This is a genomic window from Pseudomonas sp. YL2 (genome assembly GCF_023063025.1).
In the GTDB taxonomy this organism is placed as follows: Bacteria; Pseudomonadota; Gammaproteobacteria; order Pseudomonadales; family Pseudomonadaceae; genus Aquipseudomonas; species Aquipseudomonas putida_A.
On sequence record NZ_JAJSLU010000003.1, the window covers coordinates 338,202 to 353,811 of the forward strand.

The 15,610-nt window shown below is 57.6% G+C and carries 18 protein-coding genes and 1 tRNA gene; 7 read left to right on the forward strand and 12 right to left on the reverse strand.

Annotated features, from left to right (window positions below):
* Positions 1 to 2: 2 nt before the first annotated feature.
* Complete coding sequence (locus LVD08_RS06855) at positions 3 to 968, reverse strand: glycosyltransferase family 2 protein (RefSeq protein ID WP_247267789.1); 966 nt, start codon at positions 966 to 968, stop codon at positions 3 to 5.
* Positions 969 to 1,244: 276 nt separating this feature from the next.
* Here LVD08_RS06855 and LVD08_RS06860 point away from each other — a divergent pair, with 276 nt between their 5' ends.
* Both LVD08_RS06860 and LVD08_RS06865 read left to right on the forward strand, forming a co-directional pair.
* On the forward strand, positions 1,245 to 1,436 hold the full coding sequence (locus LVD08_RS06860) for a YegP family protein (protein WP_007963291.1): 192 nt from the start codon (positions 1,245 to 1,247) through the stop codon (positions 1,434 to 1,436).
* A 138-nt stretch (positions 1,437 to 1,574) separates the two neighbouring features.
* A complete protein-coding gene (locus tag LVD08_RS06865) occupies positions 1,575 to 1,781 on the forward strand; it encodes a hypothetical protein (RefSeq protein ID WP_027614505.1) in 207 nt (68 codons plus the stop codon).
* Between the two features lie 128 nt (positions 1,782 to 1,909).
* On the opposite strand, the gene LVD08_RS06870 is transcribed toward LVD08_RS06865, so the two are convergent.
* Positions 1,910 to 2,242: a type II toxin-antitoxin system HicB family antitoxin gene (locus tag LVD08_RS06870; protein ID WP_095138544.1), complete on the reverse strand. Its 333-nt coding sequence runs from the start codon at positions 2,240 to 2,242 to the stop codon at positions 1,910 to 1,912.
* Between the two features lie 223 nt (positions 2,243 to 2,465).
* Between LVD08_RS06870 and LVD08_RS06875 the strand changes: the two genes are divergently transcribed.
* Positions 2,466 to 2,939 (forward strand): hypothetical protein, encoded by a 474-nt coding sequence (locus LVD08_RS06875; RefSeq protein WP_247267790.1) that lies wholly within the window; start codon positions 2,466 to 2,468, stop codon positions 2,937 to 2,939.
* A gap of 136 nt (positions 2,940 to 3,075) precedes the next feature.
* Here LVD08_RS06875 and LVD08_RS06880 read toward each other — a convergent pair whose 3' ends face one another.
* Positions 3,076 to 3,879, reverse strand: coding sequence for a short-chain dehydrogenase (locus LVD08_RS06880; protein WP_247267791.1), 804 nt, complete (start codon positions 3,877 to 3,879; stop codon positions 3,076 to 3,078).
* 207 nt (positions 3,880 to 4,086) lie between these two features.
* Here LVD08_RS06880 and LVD08_RS06885 point away from each other — a divergent pair, with 207 nt between their 5' ends.
* Positions 4,087 to 4,797, forward strand: a complete 711-nt coding sequence (locus LVD08_RS06885) for a hypothetical protein (protein WP_247267792.1) — start codon at positions 4,087 to 4,089, stop codon at positions 4,795 to 4,797.
* A gap of 57 nt (positions 4,798 to 4,854) precedes the next feature.
* Here the strand turns inward: LVD08_RS06885 and LVD08_RS06890 are convergent.
* The 5 genes from LVD08_RS06890 to dapA form a co-directional block, all read right to left on the reverse strand.
* Positions 4,855 to 4,944: transfer RNA gene (locus LVD08_RS06890), tRNA-Ser, on the reverse strand.
* 83 nt (positions 4,945 to 5,027) lie between these two features.
* Positions 5,028 to 5,741: a phosphoribosylaminoimidazolesuccinocarboxamide synthase gene (purC, locus tag LVD08_RS06895; protein ID WP_007963288.1), complete on the reverse strand. Its 714-nt coding sequence runs from the start codon at positions 5,739 to 5,741 to the stop codon at positions 5,028 to 5,030.
* A gap of 28 nt (positions 5,742 to 5,769) precedes the next feature.
* On the reverse strand, positions 5,770 to 6,531 hold the full coding sequence (locus LVD08_RS06900; RefSeq protein ID WP_027614467.1) for an MBL fold metallo-hydrolase: 762 nt from the start codon (positions 6,529 to 6,531) through the stop codon (positions 5,770 to 5,772).
* A gap of 4 nt (positions 6,532 to 6,535) precedes the next feature.
* Positions 6,536 to 7,651 (reverse strand): outer membrane protein assembly factor BamC, encoded by a 1,116-nt coding sequence (gene bamC / locus LVD08_RS06905; protein WP_027614466.1) that lies wholly within the window; start codon positions 7,649 to 7,651, stop codon positions 6,536 to 6,538.
* Between the two features lie 17 nt (positions 7,652 to 7,668).
* A complete protein-coding gene (gene dapA / locus LVD08_RS06910; protein WP_041070368.1) occupies positions 7,669 to 8,547 on the reverse strand; it encodes a 4-hydroxy-tetrahydrodipicolinate synthase in 879 nt (292 codons plus the stop codon).
* A gap of 325 nt (positions 8,548 to 8,872) precedes the next feature.
* Here dapA and LVD08_RS06915 point away from each other — a divergent pair, with 325 nt between their 5' ends.
* Both LVD08_RS06915 and LVD08_RS06920 read left to right on the forward strand, forming a co-directional pair.
* On the forward strand, positions 8,873 to 9,433 hold the full coding sequence (locus LVD08_RS06915; RefSeq protein WP_007963284.1) for a glycine cleavage system protein R: 561 nt from the start codon (positions 8,873 to 8,875) through the stop codon (positions 9,431 to 9,433).
* Positions 9,434 to 9,443: 10 nt separating this feature from the next.
* On the forward strand, positions 9,444 to 9,917 hold the full coding sequence (locus tag LVD08_RS06920; RefSeq protein WP_003222570.1) for a peroxiredoxin: 474 nt from the start codon (positions 9,444 to 9,446) through the stop codon (positions 9,915 to 9,917).
* A gap of 131 nt (positions 9,918 to 10,048) precedes the next feature.
* Here the strand turns inward: LVD08_RS06920 and LVD08_RS06925 are convergent, their stop codons facing one another.
* Positions 10,049 to 11,119, reverse strand: coding sequence for an AI-2E family transporter (locus LVD08_RS06925; RefSeq protein WP_027614463.1), 1,071 nt, complete (start codon positions 11,117 to 11,119; stop codon positions 10,049 to 10,051).
* Positions 11,120 to 11,150: 31 nt separating this feature from the next.
* The gene (locus LVD08_RS06930) at positions 11,151 to 11,390 is read right to left on the reverse strand and encodes a sulfurtransferase TusA family protein (RefSeq protein WP_007963279.1); all 240 of its coding nucleotides are present in this window, start codon (positions 11,388 to 11,390) and stop codon (positions 11,151 to 11,153) included.
* 98 nt (positions 11,391 to 11,488) lie between these two features.
* On the opposite strand from LVD08_RS06930, the gene LVD08_RS06935 reads away from it, so the two are divergent.
* On the forward strand, positions 11,489 to 12,922 hold the full coding sequence (locus LVD08_RS06935) for a M48 family metalloprotease (RefSeq protein WP_007963277.1): 1,434 nt from the start codon (positions 11,489 to 11,491) through the stop codon (positions 12,920 to 12,922).
* Positions 12,923 to 13,000: 78 nt separating this feature from the next.
* Here the strand turns inward: LVD08_RS06935 and LVD08_RS06940 are convergent, their stop codons facing one another.
* Both LVD08_RS06940 and LVD08_RS06945 read right to left on the reverse strand, forming a co-directional pair.
* The gene (locus LVD08_RS06940) at positions 13,001 to 14,431 is read right to left on the reverse strand and encodes a DegQ family serine endoprotease (protein ID WP_007963275.1); all 1,431 of its coding nucleotides are present in this window, start codon (positions 14,429 to 14,431) and stop codon (positions 13,001 to 13,003) included.
* Positions 14,432 to 14,641: 210 nt separating this feature from the next.
* The gene (locus LVD08_RS06945) at positions 14,642 to 15,604 is read right to left on the reverse strand and encodes a MucB/RseB C-terminal domain-containing protein (RefSeq protein WP_247267793.1); all 963 of its coding nucleotides are present in this window, start codon (positions 15,602 to 15,604) and stop codon (positions 14,642 to 14,644) included.
* Positions 15,605 to 15,610: the final 6 nt, after the last annotated feature.

Here is a 15,610-nt window from a genome sequence, read left to right on the forward strand (position 1 = left end):
TTTCAGTCCTTGGGGTCGTAGACGCGACGCACCAGAAAAACCGGCCGGCGTTTGGATTCGATATAAGTGCGGCCGAGGTACTCGCCGAGTACGCCGATGCCAATCAATTGCAGGCCACCGAGGAACGTCACGGCCACCATCAGCGAGGCATAACCGGGCATGTCGACGCCGTGGATCAGCGTGCGCAACACGATAAAAATGGCAAAGGCAAAGGACACCAGCGACACCGCGGCGCCGATGTAAGTCCAGATCCGCAACGGTTCGGTACTGAAACTGGTGATGCCTTCCAGGGCAAAATTCCACAGCCGCCAGCCGTTGAATTTGCTCTGCCCCGCCACGCGCTCGGGCCGCTCGTAATCAACGTGGGTAGTCCGAAAACCGACCCAGGCGAACAGGCCCTTCATGAAGCGCCGGGACTCGGGCAAAGTCAGCAAGGCATCGACTACACAACGGTCCATCAGGCGGAAATCGCCGACGTTTTCCGGCAGCGGTTGCTCGGCGATCTTGTTATGCAGGCGGTAGAACCAATGCGCCGACGTCTGCTTGGCCCAGGTGTCGCTGCGGCGGCTGACGCGATGACCGAGCACCACTTCATAGCCCTCGCGCCATCGCTCGATCATTTGCAGAATGACTTCGGGTGGGTCCTGCAGATCGGCATCGATAGGCACCACAATCTGCCCGGTGGCGATTTGCAATCCCGCAGACAACGCCGCCTCTTTGCCGAAGTTACGGCTCAGATCGACGATGCGCAGCCGCGAGTCGTGCCGCTGACGATCCAACAGCCGCTCAAGTGTGGCATCAGTGCTACCGTCATTGATGAACACCAGCTCCAAAGCAATTGAGGCTTGGTGCTGGAAGACTTCATCGATGCGCAGAATGAACGCGTCGAGACTGTCCTCCTCGTTAAAAACCGGGACAACCAGCGATAACGTGACCCGTGTGGCCTGTGCCGTTCCATGCTCAGTCAATGGAGTGCTCTTTTTATAGTGTTTGTCGGTCGTCGAAGCATTTTCAACGCCATGAGCCGTCCCGTATTAAGCAGTAGCGTCGATAGCCTTGCAAGGTGCAAAGGGCGACATTCTGGCCAATCCAGACGCCGATGCGTGCGCTCTAGCCCGCACTCTTCAGAAACATCTGCCAACGATTGGAAACAAATACCCGATAGCGAAAAAAACTCGCTCCGCTAGGCTTGCGACGATGCGCCACACAGGTTGTCGCAAACACCATCGCAAGGAGCGAACTGAATGTATTTCGAGATCTACAGGCAATCCCGAGGCACCCCGAGCACCGGCAAAGGCCAATGGCGCTGGAGGCTGCGGGCGGGGAACCACGAGACGATTGCCAGTGGCGAGTCGTATGTGAACAAGGCCGATTGTTTACACGTGATCGAGTTGATCAAGGGTGTGCAGGGGGAGACGCCGGTGAAGGAAATCTGATGGCGCCGCGTCCTACAGCCTCTTCCTTTTTCGTCTGAAGCACTGGCAAAGCACTTTTGCGCCCCTACGCTGTTCAGCGTACGGGGCCATCCAGCCCTGTTTCGCCAAATGACGTTCAAACTCAAAAGGAGCCGCACCATGGCTAGAGACAAAGCGAAAGACGACAAGCACTTCAACTGCACCCAAACACACGAAGCCGACTACGTCGCCAGCCTCTATCCGCACGCCAAGGACGAAGTGAAAACCTTCCTGGCCTCGGCTTGCAAGGACAACACCCTGCGCAACTCGACGCACAAGGAAGTGTATGACCTGATCAAACAGAAGCTCGGGCATCCGCAGCCGTGAGTGGCTGAGGCGGGTGCTCGGTAAAACCCGCAGAAACAAAAAAGCCCCGCAGCTTCTCAGCTACGGGGCTATTTGCTCTGCTCGGGAACGACGTACATAAGATCTTGTAGTTCCACATCAGAATCAAGCTAGGCATGGGCCTCTCGGTCAAGAACATCCGCAACCCACTGATTAATGCTTTTTTGAGCCAATTGCGCTTTTACGGCAACAGTCGCATGAAGAGCAGGCGCCAAACGCAGACTGAGATTGCCCGAATAAGGCCTTTGCGGGGCACGACCCAGTTTTTCGCAAGTCTCCAGATAGTCAGTAACAGCCTCTTCGAACGCTGACCGAAGCTCTTTCACAGATTCGCCATGAAAACCTACTACGTCCTTGATCCCAGCGATATGACCAACAAAAAGACCATCTTCATCACTGTATTCAATTCGGGCGGCATACCCGTTGTAATTCATCACATTCATGGAGTGACTCCTTGTTCGCGTTAAGTAGCTCAGGTGATAACCCCTGTTTCGGAATGTATGGCCCCAGCCATTATTTTCCCTGAGCTGTAACAAAGAATGCCCTCAAGAGCACGACCCTCGCGGTGCGGATTTGAGAATTCATTTGGGAAATGCCCGCCTACCTAGACAGCTTTCGTATCAATCTGCCACCATCGTTCCCTCTAATTATTTCAAGGATTGAATCATGGCGGGAAGCAGAACCATCGGGATCATTCTAGCAGTGGGCTTGGGTGGACTCGTGCTTAAAGGGATGCTCGACGCACCTGCGACGCCCACATCTTTATCTGCCTCTCAGCCTTCATACTCCAGCGCCCCAGCAGCTCCAACCTACCCCGATAGCTCCATCAGCTACGCACAGGCCAATGCTGAAGTAGGGTGCAAAAGCACCTACAGCGACCAGAAGAAAGACGACATTTTTAACGCCAAGTACAAAGACCACTGGATGACATGGAGCGGCCAAGTCGTGTTGCTGGAGTCCGACGAAGTTTCATTGAACGTAGATCACGTAGGGACGCAAGACTTGCAGGTTCAATTTGCAGACAAACAGGCTGGATACAACCTCTCAAAAGGCAAAGAGCTGAAAGTCCGATTCCTGATGAAGAGTGAAGGCGGGTGCTTCCTGCCATTCGGCGGGCGAGAGGCAACGGTTATTCGATAGCCCATCGGCGCCTCTGGCTGCTCACTGATTATTTTGGACGTAGCCACCGAAGATCGTTCCTAGAGTGCGACCCTGCTCTGGCGGCGGTGGTGATTTTCCGCCATAAACGCCAACTTGGGCAGCACTCCACGTCGATCTACTTTTCAGCACTCGCTTTGCTGACGAGACCGTGAATAGCCTTTTTTGCCTGCTCTAACTTTTGCTGCTTGGCCTTAGCCGCTAATTGCTCGTCAAGCACCAATTCGATTCCCATTTTAAGGATGGGGAACGCTGCCAGGCATTCTTTTTCAGTCAGCTCATGCAAGCCTTGGCTGAGAATCTTGTACATCGAACGATTTTCCACAAGGAAGTCAGGGAGGTGCCCTGCAAGCAATTTTATCCGATCAGCCATACGCCCGTTGAGGTACGCATCGTCATCCCACCCATCTTCCTTTTTCGCGTTCTGGTACGCAGCATCGACAAGATTCTCAAATATTCGTCTTAAGTAAACAAACGAACCGACGCCCACTCCGTGTGCAGCCAAACCAATCGCTTTGGTGAATTCTCTGAAATCCTCTTTCGTTAGCACAGCAGCGTACTGACGCACGTCGAATGTATTGAGATCGGCAAGGGACGGATACTGTCCAATCTTCTGCACAGTCCTGCCCTCCACATCGAACAGAAAGAACAGCTTGTGATCCACGCTCCTAGAGCACTTAAGTATTACGGCATAACGCTTACTACCCACCCATGCAGCGGAATAACCGGGAATGTCGGCAAGGTTATTCTGATGGAAAATGCTGTGTGCGTTACAGCCCGGGCAGTACGTATCAATTGGTTCTTGAGAAAAGAATACATTCCAACCTTCTCTATCGTGCTCATCAGAGAAGGTGAATTGCTCATACAAGGGAAAATTGATGCAGAACTCTTTCTTAGTCGGTGGTGCGTTGTTGGCGGTCATGCGGGCTGGCTCTGAGTGGCTGAAAGGCCATCATAGTATATCGGCGCCATTCACCTACGAGGGCACCACAAGCGAGCGAACGGTTGGAGTTAAGCCCAATCTGCCTGAGGGCAGCAGAACCTACAGCCCATGCCGAAAGCATGACATGCGCCTGCTTGGCAGCGAGTCGGACTAAACTGGATCGATACAACTTGTTAGGGAATGAACATGAGTGACGCATGGAACCTGGAGGCGCTGAGGGCACAGGTCAAGATTCGCCAGCCTGACACAGGCAAAAGGCTTGTTCAGATCATCAACTCGCTTGGTCGATCACGGGATATCTTCGAGTACCACAAGTGCCTCGCCCGCGATGCCTTCACCGCATTCAACGCCGAAAACGACCCGCACGGAATAAAGTTTGCACAGCGGATATTCGGGTGCGAGGACGATGATGGCGTCATTCATAAAGCTGGTTTAATCAGTGAAGCCAACCTGATTGCCTGCGTTGCAATCACTCGCAATTCGTACGATAGCTTTGGGCAGTTACTGAATGGCCTAGTGCTGCCCGTGCCGCTCACAGGCAACTTCTACATCCACAACGTCAAAGACGCCCTTCCGGCTGGAGAGCTTAAAGATCGCCTGAATGACGCCCTAACGTCAGAGTGGTTCGGATATACGCACGCCTTCATGAACATGGTCAAACATCATCAACTGATCGTCCACAATGCGTCCATCTCATTCATCGATGAGAACAGGGGAGGCAAGGTCGAAGGCTTTAGGCACAAGGAGAAAGATTATCCGGCGTGCTGGGTTCGGGAGGCGCTGGAGGGAACCGTGGAGCTTCAGAATTCGCTACGTGCATGCGGTGTACTGCTCAATCGGATGTACCTTGGGGAAAATCCCGCAAAACCTATCGGGATTAGTAGTACAAACGAGTAGTACAATCCAAAAAGAAAAACCCCCGTAACTCATTGAATTACAGGGGCTTTCTGGATATGGCGGAGAGATAGGGATTCGAACCCTAGGTACCGGTGAAGGTACAACGGATTTCGAATCCGTCCCATTCGGCCACTCTGGCATCTCTCCAACGGCGCGCATCATAACAACACTTCTGCCGAAAGCAAACCCTCTTTCGAAAATTTCTTCGTGCTATCAGATGCTTGCGTCGATTAAAGCGGTACACCCAGACGATTGGCGACTTCTTCGTAGGCTTCGATGACGTCACCGAGGCCCTGGCGGAAGCGGTCTTTGTCCATCTTCTTCTTGGTGTCCTTGTCCCACAGGCGGCAGCCGTCCGGGCTGAACTCGTCGCCCAAAACGATCGAGCCGTCGCTGAACACGCCGAATTCAAGCTTGAAGTCGACCAGCAGCAGGCCTGCGTCGTCGAACAGTTTGCTCAGGACTTCGTTGACCTTGAGCGACAGTTCTTTCATGCGTGCCAGTTGCTCGGCGGTGCCCCAACCGAATGCCACGACGTGGGATTCATTGATGAACGGATCGCCCTTGGCGTCGTCCTTGAGGAAAAGTTCGAAGGTGTACGGGTTGAGCTTCATGCCCTCTTCGACGCCCAGACGTTTTACCAGGCTGCCGGCGGCGTAGTTACGCACGACGCACTCGACCGGGATCATGTCCAGCTTCTTCACCAGGCACTCGTTGTCGCCCAGCAGTTTGTCGAATTGGGTCGGAATGCCGGCCGCTTCGAGTTTCTGCATGATGAAGGCGTTGAACTTGTTGTTCACCATGCCTTTGCGGTCGAGCTGCTCGATGCGCTTGCCGTCGAACGCCGAGGTGTCGTTGCGAAACAGCAGGATCAAACGGTCAGCGTCGTCGGTCTTGTAAACCGATTTGGCTTTGCCGCGGTAGAGTTCTTCACGTTTTTCCATGATGGGCTCCGCTTGCTAAGTAGATGGGCTAGGCGATATGGCGCCAGTCGAGCCCTGAATCTTGATCGGCCAGTTGCAGCCAGTCCGGGTCGCACCCGAGGGTGTCGACGAAACATTGCCGGGCCAGCTGCGGCAGGTTGTTCTTGCTGCTCAGGTGGGCGAGAACCAGATGCTGCAAGCCCTGCCACCCCAACTCGGCCACCAGGAATGCCGCCTGATGGTTGTTCAAATGTCCCAGCTCGCCGCCCACCCGTTGCTTGAGAAAGTACGGGTAATGACCACGGGCCAGCATGTCGCGGCAGTGGTTGGACTCGATCATCAACGCATCGAGATCCCGATAGCCGTCCAGCACCCGCTCGCAGTAGGAACCCAGGTCGGTCAGCAGGCCGAAGCGCCGCTGCTCGTTGTCACTGAATACGTACTGGGTCGGCTCCTGCGCATCATGGGCCACGGCAATGACCCCGATGTTCAGAGCGCCGATCTGCAGCTGCTCGCCGCCGGCCAGATAGCCTGCGGGTTCGATCGGTTTGCGCATCCCGCGCAGTGTGCCGCGACTGAGGTAGACCGGCAGATTGTAGCGCCGAGACAGCAAACCCACGCCATGCACGTGGTCGGCATGTTCGTGGGTTACGAGTATCGCGCTCAGTTGCGCCGGGTGAACCCCCAGACGCAACAGGCGTTTTTCGGTTTCCCGCAGGGAAAAACCACAATCCACCAGCACATAGGTATCAGCGCTGGCGATCAGCGTGCCGTTCCCTTGGCTACCGCTGCCGAGAACGGCAAAGCGCATGTGATCAGCCCAGGTTGTCCTGAATCACGCTCAACACTTTGCGCGCCACATCGGCCGGCGCAACGGTATTGATGTTCTTCTCTACGGTCACCTGAACGTTCTCACCGACCTTGCTCAGGCGAACCTGATAACGCTCGGCGCGGGCTTCAACTTCTTCCTTGGTCGGCGCACTGCCGAACAGGCTGCTGAAGAAACCAGGCTTGTCGTCTTTCTTCTCGGCTTTCTCGGCCAGGTTGATGTAGTACAGGCCCAGGCTGCGGTTGATGTCTTCAACGCGCCACTGACCTTGCTCCAGCGCACGACCGACGCTCGACCAGGCACGATCCAGGTCCGGACCGACGTTCAGTACCGGGTTGCCACTGCCGTCTTCGCTGAGGCTGACACGGCTCGGGGTATCGAAGTCACGCGAAGCCAGCATCGACACCGAACCACCCTTCTCGGAGATCCGGCTCATGCTCGCGAGCATGTCGTCAACCAGCGCTGCGTCCAGGCCAGTGTTGACCGAACGGTTGGTGAAATCGACGTCGGCGGTGCTGCCGGCAGGACGCTCGGCGCTGACCACGTAGATTTCACTGGTGTTGCGCTGCACGCCTGGCTCGATACGCACCCGCACGCGGGTTTCGCTGTCGGCACCGACACCGGCGGCGCTCAGGCGCTTGGCCATGGCGGCGGACAGTTCGTCGGAATGCTGCCAGGTGGTGGTGAATTCGCCGGTTTGCGGACGCTGTTCATCCAGCCGGAAACCATTGTCCTGGAAGAACTGTACCGCCACTGGCCAGACTTCGGCCGGAGGGTGCTGGGCCACGACCCAACGCGAGTCACCGCTCTTCTGCAGCGAGTAGTCGGTCGCCTCGGCAACCGCCGTCAGCGGTTGCGGGCGCGGTACCACGTATTCGCCCTTCGCCGTGTCATCAGCCACGTTGCGCGGGATCGGCAACAGCGGATCCAGACGCTTGGAGGTGCTGACATTCGGTGGCAGTTGCATCGGTGCAGTCTGTTGCGCTTCCAGGTAATCGCTACCACGGTCACGGAAATAACCTTCCGGGCCCCAGACCCATCCGCAGCCACTGGTGCTGGAGATAATCAAGGCAAGTGCGGAAAGTCCGGCCATTCGCTTCATGCGTTGTACTTCCTCAATTAAACCAGGACGCTGCACTGGCGCAGGGCCGTGCGAAGCGTTTCATGACAAGGAGCGCTCAGCCAGGTCAACGGCAGGCGGATGCCTTCGTGCATCAGGCCCATTTCAACCAAAGCCCACTTCACCGGAATCGGGTTGGCTTCGATGAACAGGTCCTTGTGCAGCGGCATCAATTTTTCGTTGATCGCCCGTGCGGTCTCGGCGTCGCCTTTCAGCGCGGCCTCGCACAGGTCAGCCATTTCGCGCGGGGCGACGTTGGCCGTTACGGAGATGTTGCCTTTGCCGCCCAGCAGGATCAGCTCGACCGCGGTCGGATCATCGCCGGACAGCACGATGAAGTCCTTGCTCACGCCGTCGATGATGGCTTTGGCGCGTTTCAGGTCGCCGGTGGCTTCCTTGATGCCGATGATGTTCGGCACGGTGGACAGGCGAATCACGGTCTCGGCCTGCATGTCGCAGGAGGTGCGGCCGGGAACGTTGTAGAGAATCTGTGGAATGTCGACGGCTTCGGCAATGTGCTTGAAGTGCTGGTACAGGCCTTCCTGGGTCGGCTTGTTGTAGTACGGAACTACCAGCAGGCAGGCGTCGGCGCCGGCTTCCTTGGCGTTGCGGGTCAGCTCGACGGCTTCGCGGGTCGAGTTGGCGCCGGTACCGGCGATCACCGGAATGCGCCCGGCTACCTGTTTGACCACGGCTTTGATGACGGCGATGTGTTCTTCTACATCAAGGGTCGCCGACTCGCCGGTAGTACCGACCGCGACAATGGCATGGGTGCCGTTCTTGAGATGGAAGTCCACGAGTTTGCTGAGGCTGTCCCAGTCAAGACGCCCTTGTGCATCCATGGGAGTGACCAGTGCCACCATACTGCCCGCAATCATGAAACCGCTCCTGCCGGAAAAAGAGAGCGGTAATGGTACTGGCGCCAAGATGCTTGCACAAGCGAAGTACTGCGCCGCCATTCCCCTTGGCGTCGGTTTTCGCTACCCTTCAGACTTTGATCGGTACAGATCAGCTTGTACGCCGGGTTCCAGCCTCCCCTTTCGGCCTCCCAGGCCCCGTTCCAGTGTCGCTGCTGCACGCTCCGCCTTTATTGGAGCGAATTGCGAGCCACGGCCCGGGGCTTTCTGAACGGGCACGCGCAGACGCTTCCCGACGGCCAACGCCCATCGACCTACCGACCGCTCATCGCTTTAGGAATGCTGCATGTCCACCCCCACAGTTCGCGAACAATTCCTTGTCATCAGTGCCCTTGGCGCCAACCCCATGGAGCTGACTAACGTCCTGTGCCGCGCCAGCCATGAAAATCGCTGCGCCGTCGTCACCTCCCGCCTGACTCGCCATGGCGAATGCAGCGCCCTGGTGCTGGAAATCTCCGGCAGCTGGGACGCGCTGGCCCGCCTCGAAGGCAGCCTGCCGACCCTGGCCAAGCGCCACGCCTTCACCGTCAACGTGGTGCGCAGTGCGGCCCTCGAAAATCGTCCACAGGCCCTGCCGTACGTGGCTTATGTCAGTTCGGCGTATCGCCCGGACATCATCAATGAGCTGTGCCAGTTCTTCATGGATCACAACGTCGAGCTGGAAAACCTGACCTGCGATACCTATCAGGCCCCGCAGACCGGCGGCACCATGCTCAACGCCACGTTCACCGTAACGCTGCCGGCCGGCACCCAGATCAGCTGGCTGCGCGACCAGTTCCTGGATTTCGCCGACGCGATGAACCTGGATGCGCTGATCGAACCTTGGCGCCCACAAAACCCAATGTAAGGAAGCTTTCATGGCCGTTGTCATCGACCAACCGGTTGCGGATTTCGAAGCACCTGCCACCAGCGGGCAGACCGTCAGCTTGTCCGCCCTGAAGGGCAAGCAAGTGGTGATCTACTTCTATCCGAAGGACAGCACCCCCGGCTGCACCACCGAAGGCCAGGGTTTTCGTGACCAGTACGCGGCGTTCCAGGCCGCTAATACCGAGATTTTCGGTATCTCCCGCGACAGCCTGAAGTCTCACGAGAACTTCAAGTGCAAGCAGGAATTTCCGTTCGAGCTGATCAGCGACAAGGACGAAGCCGTCTGCCAGCTGTTCGACGTGATCAAGTTGAAGAAACTGTATGGCAAGGAATATCTGGGCGTTGATCGCAGCACGTTCCTGATCGACAAGAATGGCGTGCTGCGCCAGGAATGGCGCGGCGTGAAAGTGCCGGGACATGTGGATGCTGTGCTGGCTGCGGCTCAGGCCTTGAATAAAGCCTGAAGGTTTTGCGTCGCCCTCATTGACGCCTTCGCGAGCAGGCTCGCTCCCACATTGAACTTGTGAACGGCACAGATCCAATGTGGGAGCGAGCCTGCTCGCGAATAGCCTTCATCTAAAATCTGGCTCAACCGCTACAGCAGCGGAGCGACAACCGGCTCCTTGCGCGGCCACGCATCCAGCACGGCCTTGAACAGCGTCGCCAGCGGAATTGCGAAGAACACGCCCCAAAACCCCCACAACCCGCCAAACAACAGCACCGCACAAATGATTGCCACCGGGTGCAGGTTGACCGCCTCGGAAAACAGCAACGGCACCAGCACGTTGCCATCCAGGGTCTGAATGATCCCGTAGACCGCCATCAGATAGATGAACTGATCGCTCCAGCCCCACTGGAACAACGCAATCAGCAACACCGGCACGGTCACCACCACCGCGCCGACGTACGGCACCACCACCGACACCCCGACCAGCAACGCCAGCAGCGCCGCATAGTTGAGGCCGAGCGCGACGAACGCGATGTAGGTCACGCCGCCACAGATCACGATCTCGATAACCTTGCCACGAATGTAGTTGGCGATCTGCCGGTTCATTTCCTGCGCCACGCGGGTGATCAGCGCTCGCTCACGGGGCAGATAGCCGCGCACCCACTCGCCGATCATGGCCCGATCCTTGAGAAAGAAGAACACCAGAATCGGCACCAGCACCAGATAGATCATGATGTTGACCAGCAGCGGCAGGCTCGACAGGGAAAAGGTCAGCGCCCATTGGCCGAACTTGCCTATCTCGCCACGCGCCGCTTCGATGGCCTGCAGCACCTGCTCGTCAGAAACCAGATGCGGATAACGCTCGGGCAGCAACAGCAGCAGCGACTGCCATTTGGCGAGCATCCCCGGCAACTCGTTGAACAGCGTGATCAACTGATGCCACAGCAGCGGCAACACCACCACGATGAACACCAGCAACACGCCCATGAACAGCGCAAAAACCAGGCCCACCGCCGCCGCGCCAGGCACGCGCATACGCTCCAGTGCGAGTACCAGCCCCTGCATCAGATACGCCAGCACCATGCCGGCCAATACCGGCGCGAGCATGCCACCGAGCGTGAGCACTGCGGTGAAGGCGAGAAACAGCAGCACCGCCAGCACCACCGCTTCTTCGTCGGAAAAGTAGCGCTGAATCCAGTCGCGTAACACTTTGAACATCAATAATCCTTAGGTCTTTTACGCTGTCGGTTCAGGCTTTTTTCAACCAGTAACGGTAGACGCCCGCTTCGTCTTCTTCGCGCAGCAGCGTATGACCGGCCAGACGGGCAAAGGTGCGGAAGTCGCGCTGCGAACCCGCGTCCGTGGCGATCACCTTGAGCACCGCGCCGCTGGGCAGCTTGTTGAGTTCCATCTTGGCCTTGAGCAACGGCAACGGGCAATTCAGGCCACTGGCGTCCAATTCACAGTCATGGGCTACAGCGTCAGTCATTGCGTCACTCCGGTTCAGGTGGTTGAGGGGCCTAGAATATCTGGTCGCAAGCCCGGTGTCCGGCTACAGTAAGGTCTTTGTCTTCTAAGGCTTTGTGCATGACATTTCTGCGCCCTACCCTGCTGACGCTCGCTTGCCTGCTCGCCTCACCGGGCTTTGCCGACGATCTGCCGTCACTTGGCGACGCCAGTTCTGCCATTGTCTCTCCGCAACAGGAATATCAGCTGGGCCGCGCCTGGTTGGCGATGTTGCGCAGCCAGGTTGCACAGCTCAACGATCCGCAGCTCAAAGACTACGTCGAATCCAGCGTCTACAAGCTGGTGGAAACCAGCCAGGTGACTGATCGGCGCCTGGAATTCATTCTGATCAACAGCCCGCAACTCAACGCTTTCGCGGCGCCGGGTGGCGTGGTCGGGGTCAACGGTGGCCTGTTCCTCAACGCGCAGACTGAAGGCGAATACGCCTCGGTACTGGCCCACGAACTGGCGCACTTGTCACAGCGCCACTTCGCGCGCGGTGTAGAAGCCTCGCAGCGGATGCAGGTGCCGATGATGGCGGCGCTGCTCGCCGGGATCGTGATTGCCGCCGCCGGTGGCGGTGATGCCGGGATCGCGACCATCGCCGGCACTCAGGCCGCAGCCATTCAGTCGCAGCGTACCTTCTCGCGCCAGAACGAGCAGGAAGCCGACCGTATCGGCATCCTCAATCTGGAAAAGGCAGGATACGACCCGCGCTCGATGCCGACCATGTTCGAACGCCTGATGCGCCAGTATCGCTTCGACGCCAAGCCGCCAGAATTTCTGCTGACTCACCCGGTGACCGAATCGCGTATCGCCGACACCCGTAACCGCGCAGAACAAGCGCCGGCGGGCGGCATCGAAGACAGCATGCGCTATCAGCTGATCCGCGCCCGTGTTCAGCTGATCTACGAAGAAACCCCGGGACTGGGCGCCAAGCGCTTTCGTGCACAACTGGACGAGAACCCGAAGAACGACGTGGCGCGCTATGGCCTGGCGATCGCCCAGATCAAGGGCGGCCAGCTCAATGAAGCCAGGGAGAATCTCAAACAGCTGCTGGCCAAGTCACCCAACGAGATCATCTACAACCTCGCGCAGATCGACCTGGACATTACCAACAACCGCCTGCCGGATGCGCAAACGCGGGTTGACCGGATGCTCACCCAGTATCCGGGCAACTACCCACTGAATCAGGTTCGGGTCGATCTGTTGCTGAAACAGAATCGCACCGCCGACGCCGAGAAAGCCCTCGACAGCTTGCTCAAATCCCGTCCGAATGATCCGGACGTGTGGTATCAGGTCGCGGAAACCCGTGGTCTGTCCGGCAACATCATCGGTCTGCATCAGGCTCGCGCCGAGTACTTCGCGCTGGTCGGCGATTATCGTCAGGCGATCCAGCAGCTTGATTTTGCCAAGCGCAAGGCGGGCAGCAACTTCCCGCTGTCCTCGCGGATCGATGCACGCCAGCGCGAGCTGATGGAGCAGGAGCGCATGATCAAGGACATGATGGGCTGAGTTTTCATCAGCGACAAAAAAATTCAGGTATAAAAAAACCGCCTCTTTCGAGGCGGTTTTTATTTCACCGCAACCGGGTTATTCAGCCAGTTTGAAGGTGATGAAGCTCGCGCGACCTTCACGCAGAACACGCATCGACACCGAACGATTCTTTGGCAGCGCCTTGGCGATCTCGGCGAACTCCTTGGTGGAGCCGATGGCCTGGTTGTTCAGGTGAGTGATCACGTCACCCGGCTGCAGACCGATCAGTGCCGCAGGACCATCCTGAACATCCTTGATCACCACACCACCCTTGAGGTCGTAGGTTTTCTTTTGCTCGGCGGTCAGCTCGATCACCGACACACCGAGGCGGTTACTGCTGCTTTCCGCGCCGGATTTCGGCAGTGCTGCCAGCTCTTTGTCCTCGTCCGGAATCGCACCGACGGTCAGCTCGACATTCTTGCGCTTGCCGTCACGAATCACTTCAAGGTTGGCCTTGGCGCCCGCTTTCAGCGCACCGACCAAGTGTGGCAGATCGGCGGACATGACGATCGGCTGACCGTTCATGCTCAGGATCACGTCGCCCACTTGCAGGCCACCCTTGGCTGCCGGACCGTCATCCTGAATCTGCGCAACCAGCGCACCGGCCGGCTTATCAAGACCAAACGACTCGGCCAGATCCTTGTTCACTTCCTGGATGACCACGCCCAGCCAGCCTCGGCTGACTTTGCCACCGCTTTTCAGCTGATTGGAAACGTCCATCGCCACGTCGATCGGAATGGCGAACGACACCCCCATGAAGCCACCGGAACGGGTGTAGATCTGCGAGTTGATCCCGACCACTTCACCGTTCAGGTTGAACAGCGGGCCACCGGAGTTACCCGGGTTGATCGGCACGTCGGTCTGGATGAACGGCACGTAGTTTTCGTTCGGCAGGCTACGGCCGACGGCGCTGACAATGCCTTGGGTCACAGTGTGGTCAAAGCCGAACGGAGAACCGATTGCCACAACCCACTGACCCGCCTTCAGGTCCTGGGACTTGCCGAGCTTGAGCACCGGCAGATCCTTGCCATCGATTTTCAGCAGGGCCACGTCGGAGCGAGGGTCGGTACCGATCAGCTTGGCTTTCATTTCACTGCGATCAGCCAGACGCACGAGGATTTCATCGGCATCGGCAATCACATGGTTGTTGGTCAGGATGTAGCCATCGGAGGAAATGATGAAGCCCGAACCGAGCGATTGCGCTTCACGCTGACGATCGCCGCGCGGCGAACGCTGCTGAGGCGGCATGCCGCGCTCGAAGAACTCGCGCAACATCGGCGGCAAGCCTTCCAGGTCAGGCATCTGCTGGTTCACCTTGCGGTCCGGCAGCTTCTGCGTGGTACTGATGTTCACCACTGCAGGCGAGGCCTGTTCAACCAGTTGGGTGAAATCCGGCAGGTCGGCCGCCTGGACAGCGGGGACAGCCTGACCCAGCACCAGCACGGTGGCGAAAATGGAGAGATAAGACTTCAAGCTAAGTATCGACATACAGCTCCCGTTACGACGAGCAGGGTTAAGCGATATGGAGCAAGGAACACCGGGAACCGCGGGCCGGTATTTTTGTTCCGGGAACAACAGACAAGGCCAGAGCCGTGAGGCTCTGACCTATAAAAAACTTTCGGGTGATTTGCAAATGAAAATGCTGAGCAAACATTTCATCTACGTCTCGAAGAAGAAGTGGAAATGACTGAAATCAGCTCACTGCTTGCTGGTTGCAGCGCCATCGTTGCGCATCGAAAGGGCAATCCTCTCGGCCGTGCCGATTGGAATTTCGCCGACCACCGTCACCATCATCTCACCCTCAGGCGTAGTGAGGCGGCGGGAAACAGCGACAGTCGGCCCCAACTGCGTGCGGGTATCGGTCACTGTTGCACCGTTCAACGGCTCAAGAAATACTGAAAACCGGGCCAGCCCGTCGTCATACATCAGGCTGCTGACTTGAGTCTTGGTTTCAGAATCTTTGTGTGAAGTACTGCTAGTCAGCACGAAACCCGGAGGCAGCCAGTCGGAATGCCAGACCTGAGCCGTTTTCACGGCAGACGCCTTGTCACTATCAATAGTAACGGCCTTGCACTCGGTGCCAGCTTGCAGATCTTTGTCCGACGGGACATCAGCGGTATTCAGGCTGGTGAACTGGAAACGCTCGAGTAGCTGCCCCTTGTCGTTGAGCAACAACGACTTCAGTGGCAATCCGGTCTGTTTATCCAGATGCAGCTCGAACCCATAGCGATGCTGGTCGCGGGGCGTCAGCGATACGATGACCGCATCACGCCCGGCCACGCGCGACTTGCCGATGACGGCAAGCTCATACCAGTTTTTCAGCTTTTGGGGATCAAGCGAACGAGCGGTCGAGTTGGGAGAGTCTCCCAACCCCGCAATCAGAGTGCCGCTGACGCATTGAGTATGCCCATCAACACGCACGACTTCCTGAGCCGAGCCGTCGAGCTGAAGCAAACGCTCGCGGACCTGACCACTCTGGACACGATGCCAGATATTGTGGGTAGAAAAACTACCATTACGCTCGTATACGAAAGTGCCTTGGAAGCTTTGCTGCTGCTCGGCCTGACCCAGGCGGATCAACCAGTCCTGGGCCTCGTCGGCATGGGCTGGAACAATGAACCAGCCGCTAAGCAGAAGCGAAAGTAGAGGTATGGCGCGCATGATCCT

Bases quoted from the DNA above. Each gene is read 5' to 3' on its own strand.
- LVD08_RS06860 (WP_007963291.1), top strand. From the start codon at position 1,245: ATGTATTTCGAGATCTACAGGCAATCCCGAGGCACCCCGAGCACCGGC.
- LVD08_RS06865 (WP_027614505.1), top strand. From the start codon at position 1,575: ATGGCTAGAGACAAAGCGAAAGACGACAAGCACTTCAACTGCACCCAA.
- LVD08_RS06870 (WP_095138544.1), bottom strand. From the start codon at position 2,242: ATGAATGTGATGAATTACAACGGGTATGCCGCCCGAATTGAATACAGT.
- LVD08_RS06875 (WP_247267790.1), top strand. From the start codon at position 2,466: ATGGCGGGAAGCAGAACCATCGGGATCATTCTAGCAGTGGGCTTGGGT.
- LVD08_RS06880 (WP_247267791.1), bottom strand. From the start codon at position 3,879: ATGACCGCCAACAACGCACCACCGACTAAGAAAGAGTTCTGCATCAAT.
- LVD08_RS06885 (WP_247267792.1), top strand. From the start codon at position 4,087: ATGAGTGACGCATGGAACCTGGAGGCGCTGAGGGCACAGGTCAAGATT.
- purC (WP_007963288.1), bottom strand. From the start codon at position 5,741: ATGGAAAAACGTGAAGAACTCTACCGCGGCAAAGCCAAATCGGTTTAC.
- LVD08_RS06900 (WP_027614467.1), bottom strand. From the start codon at position 6,531: ATGCGCTTTGCCGTTCTCGGCAGCGGTAGCCAAGGGAACGGCACGCTG.
- bamC (WP_027614466.1), bottom strand. From the start codon at position 7,651: ATGAAGCGAATGGCCGGACTTTCCGCACTTGCCTTGATTATCTCCAGC.
- dapA (WP_041070368.1), bottom strand. From the start codon at position 8,547: ATGATTGCGGGCAGTATGGTGGCACTGGTCACTCCCATGGATGCACAA.
- LVD08_RS06915 (WP_007963284.1), top strand. From the start codon at position 8,873: ATGTCCACCCCCACAGTTCGCGAACAATTCCTTGTCATCAGTGCCCTT.
- LVD08_RS06920 (WP_003222570.1), top strand. From the start codon at position 9,444: ATGGCCGTTGTCATCGACCAACCGGTTGCGGATTTCGAAGCACCTGCC.
- LVD08_RS06925 (WP_027614463.1), bottom strand. From the start codon at position 11,119: ATGTTCAAAGTGTTACGCGACTGGATTCAGCGCTACTTTTCCGACGAA.
- LVD08_RS06930 (WP_007963279.1), bottom strand. From the start codon at position 11,390: ATGACTGACGCTGTAGCCCATGACTGTGAATTGGACGCCAGTGGCCTG.
- LVD08_RS06935 (WP_007963277.1), top strand. From the start codon at position 11,489: ATGACATTTCTGCGCCCTACCCTGCTGACGCTCGCTTGCCTGCTCGCC.
- LVD08_RS06940 (WP_007963275.1), bottom strand. From the start codon at position 14,431: ATGTCGATACTTAGCTTGAAGTCTTATCTCTCCATTTTCGCCACCGTG.
- LVD08_RS06945 (WP_247267793.1), bottom strand. From the start codon at position 15,604: ATGCGCGCCATACCTCTACTTTCGCTTCTGCTTAGCGGCTGGTTCATT.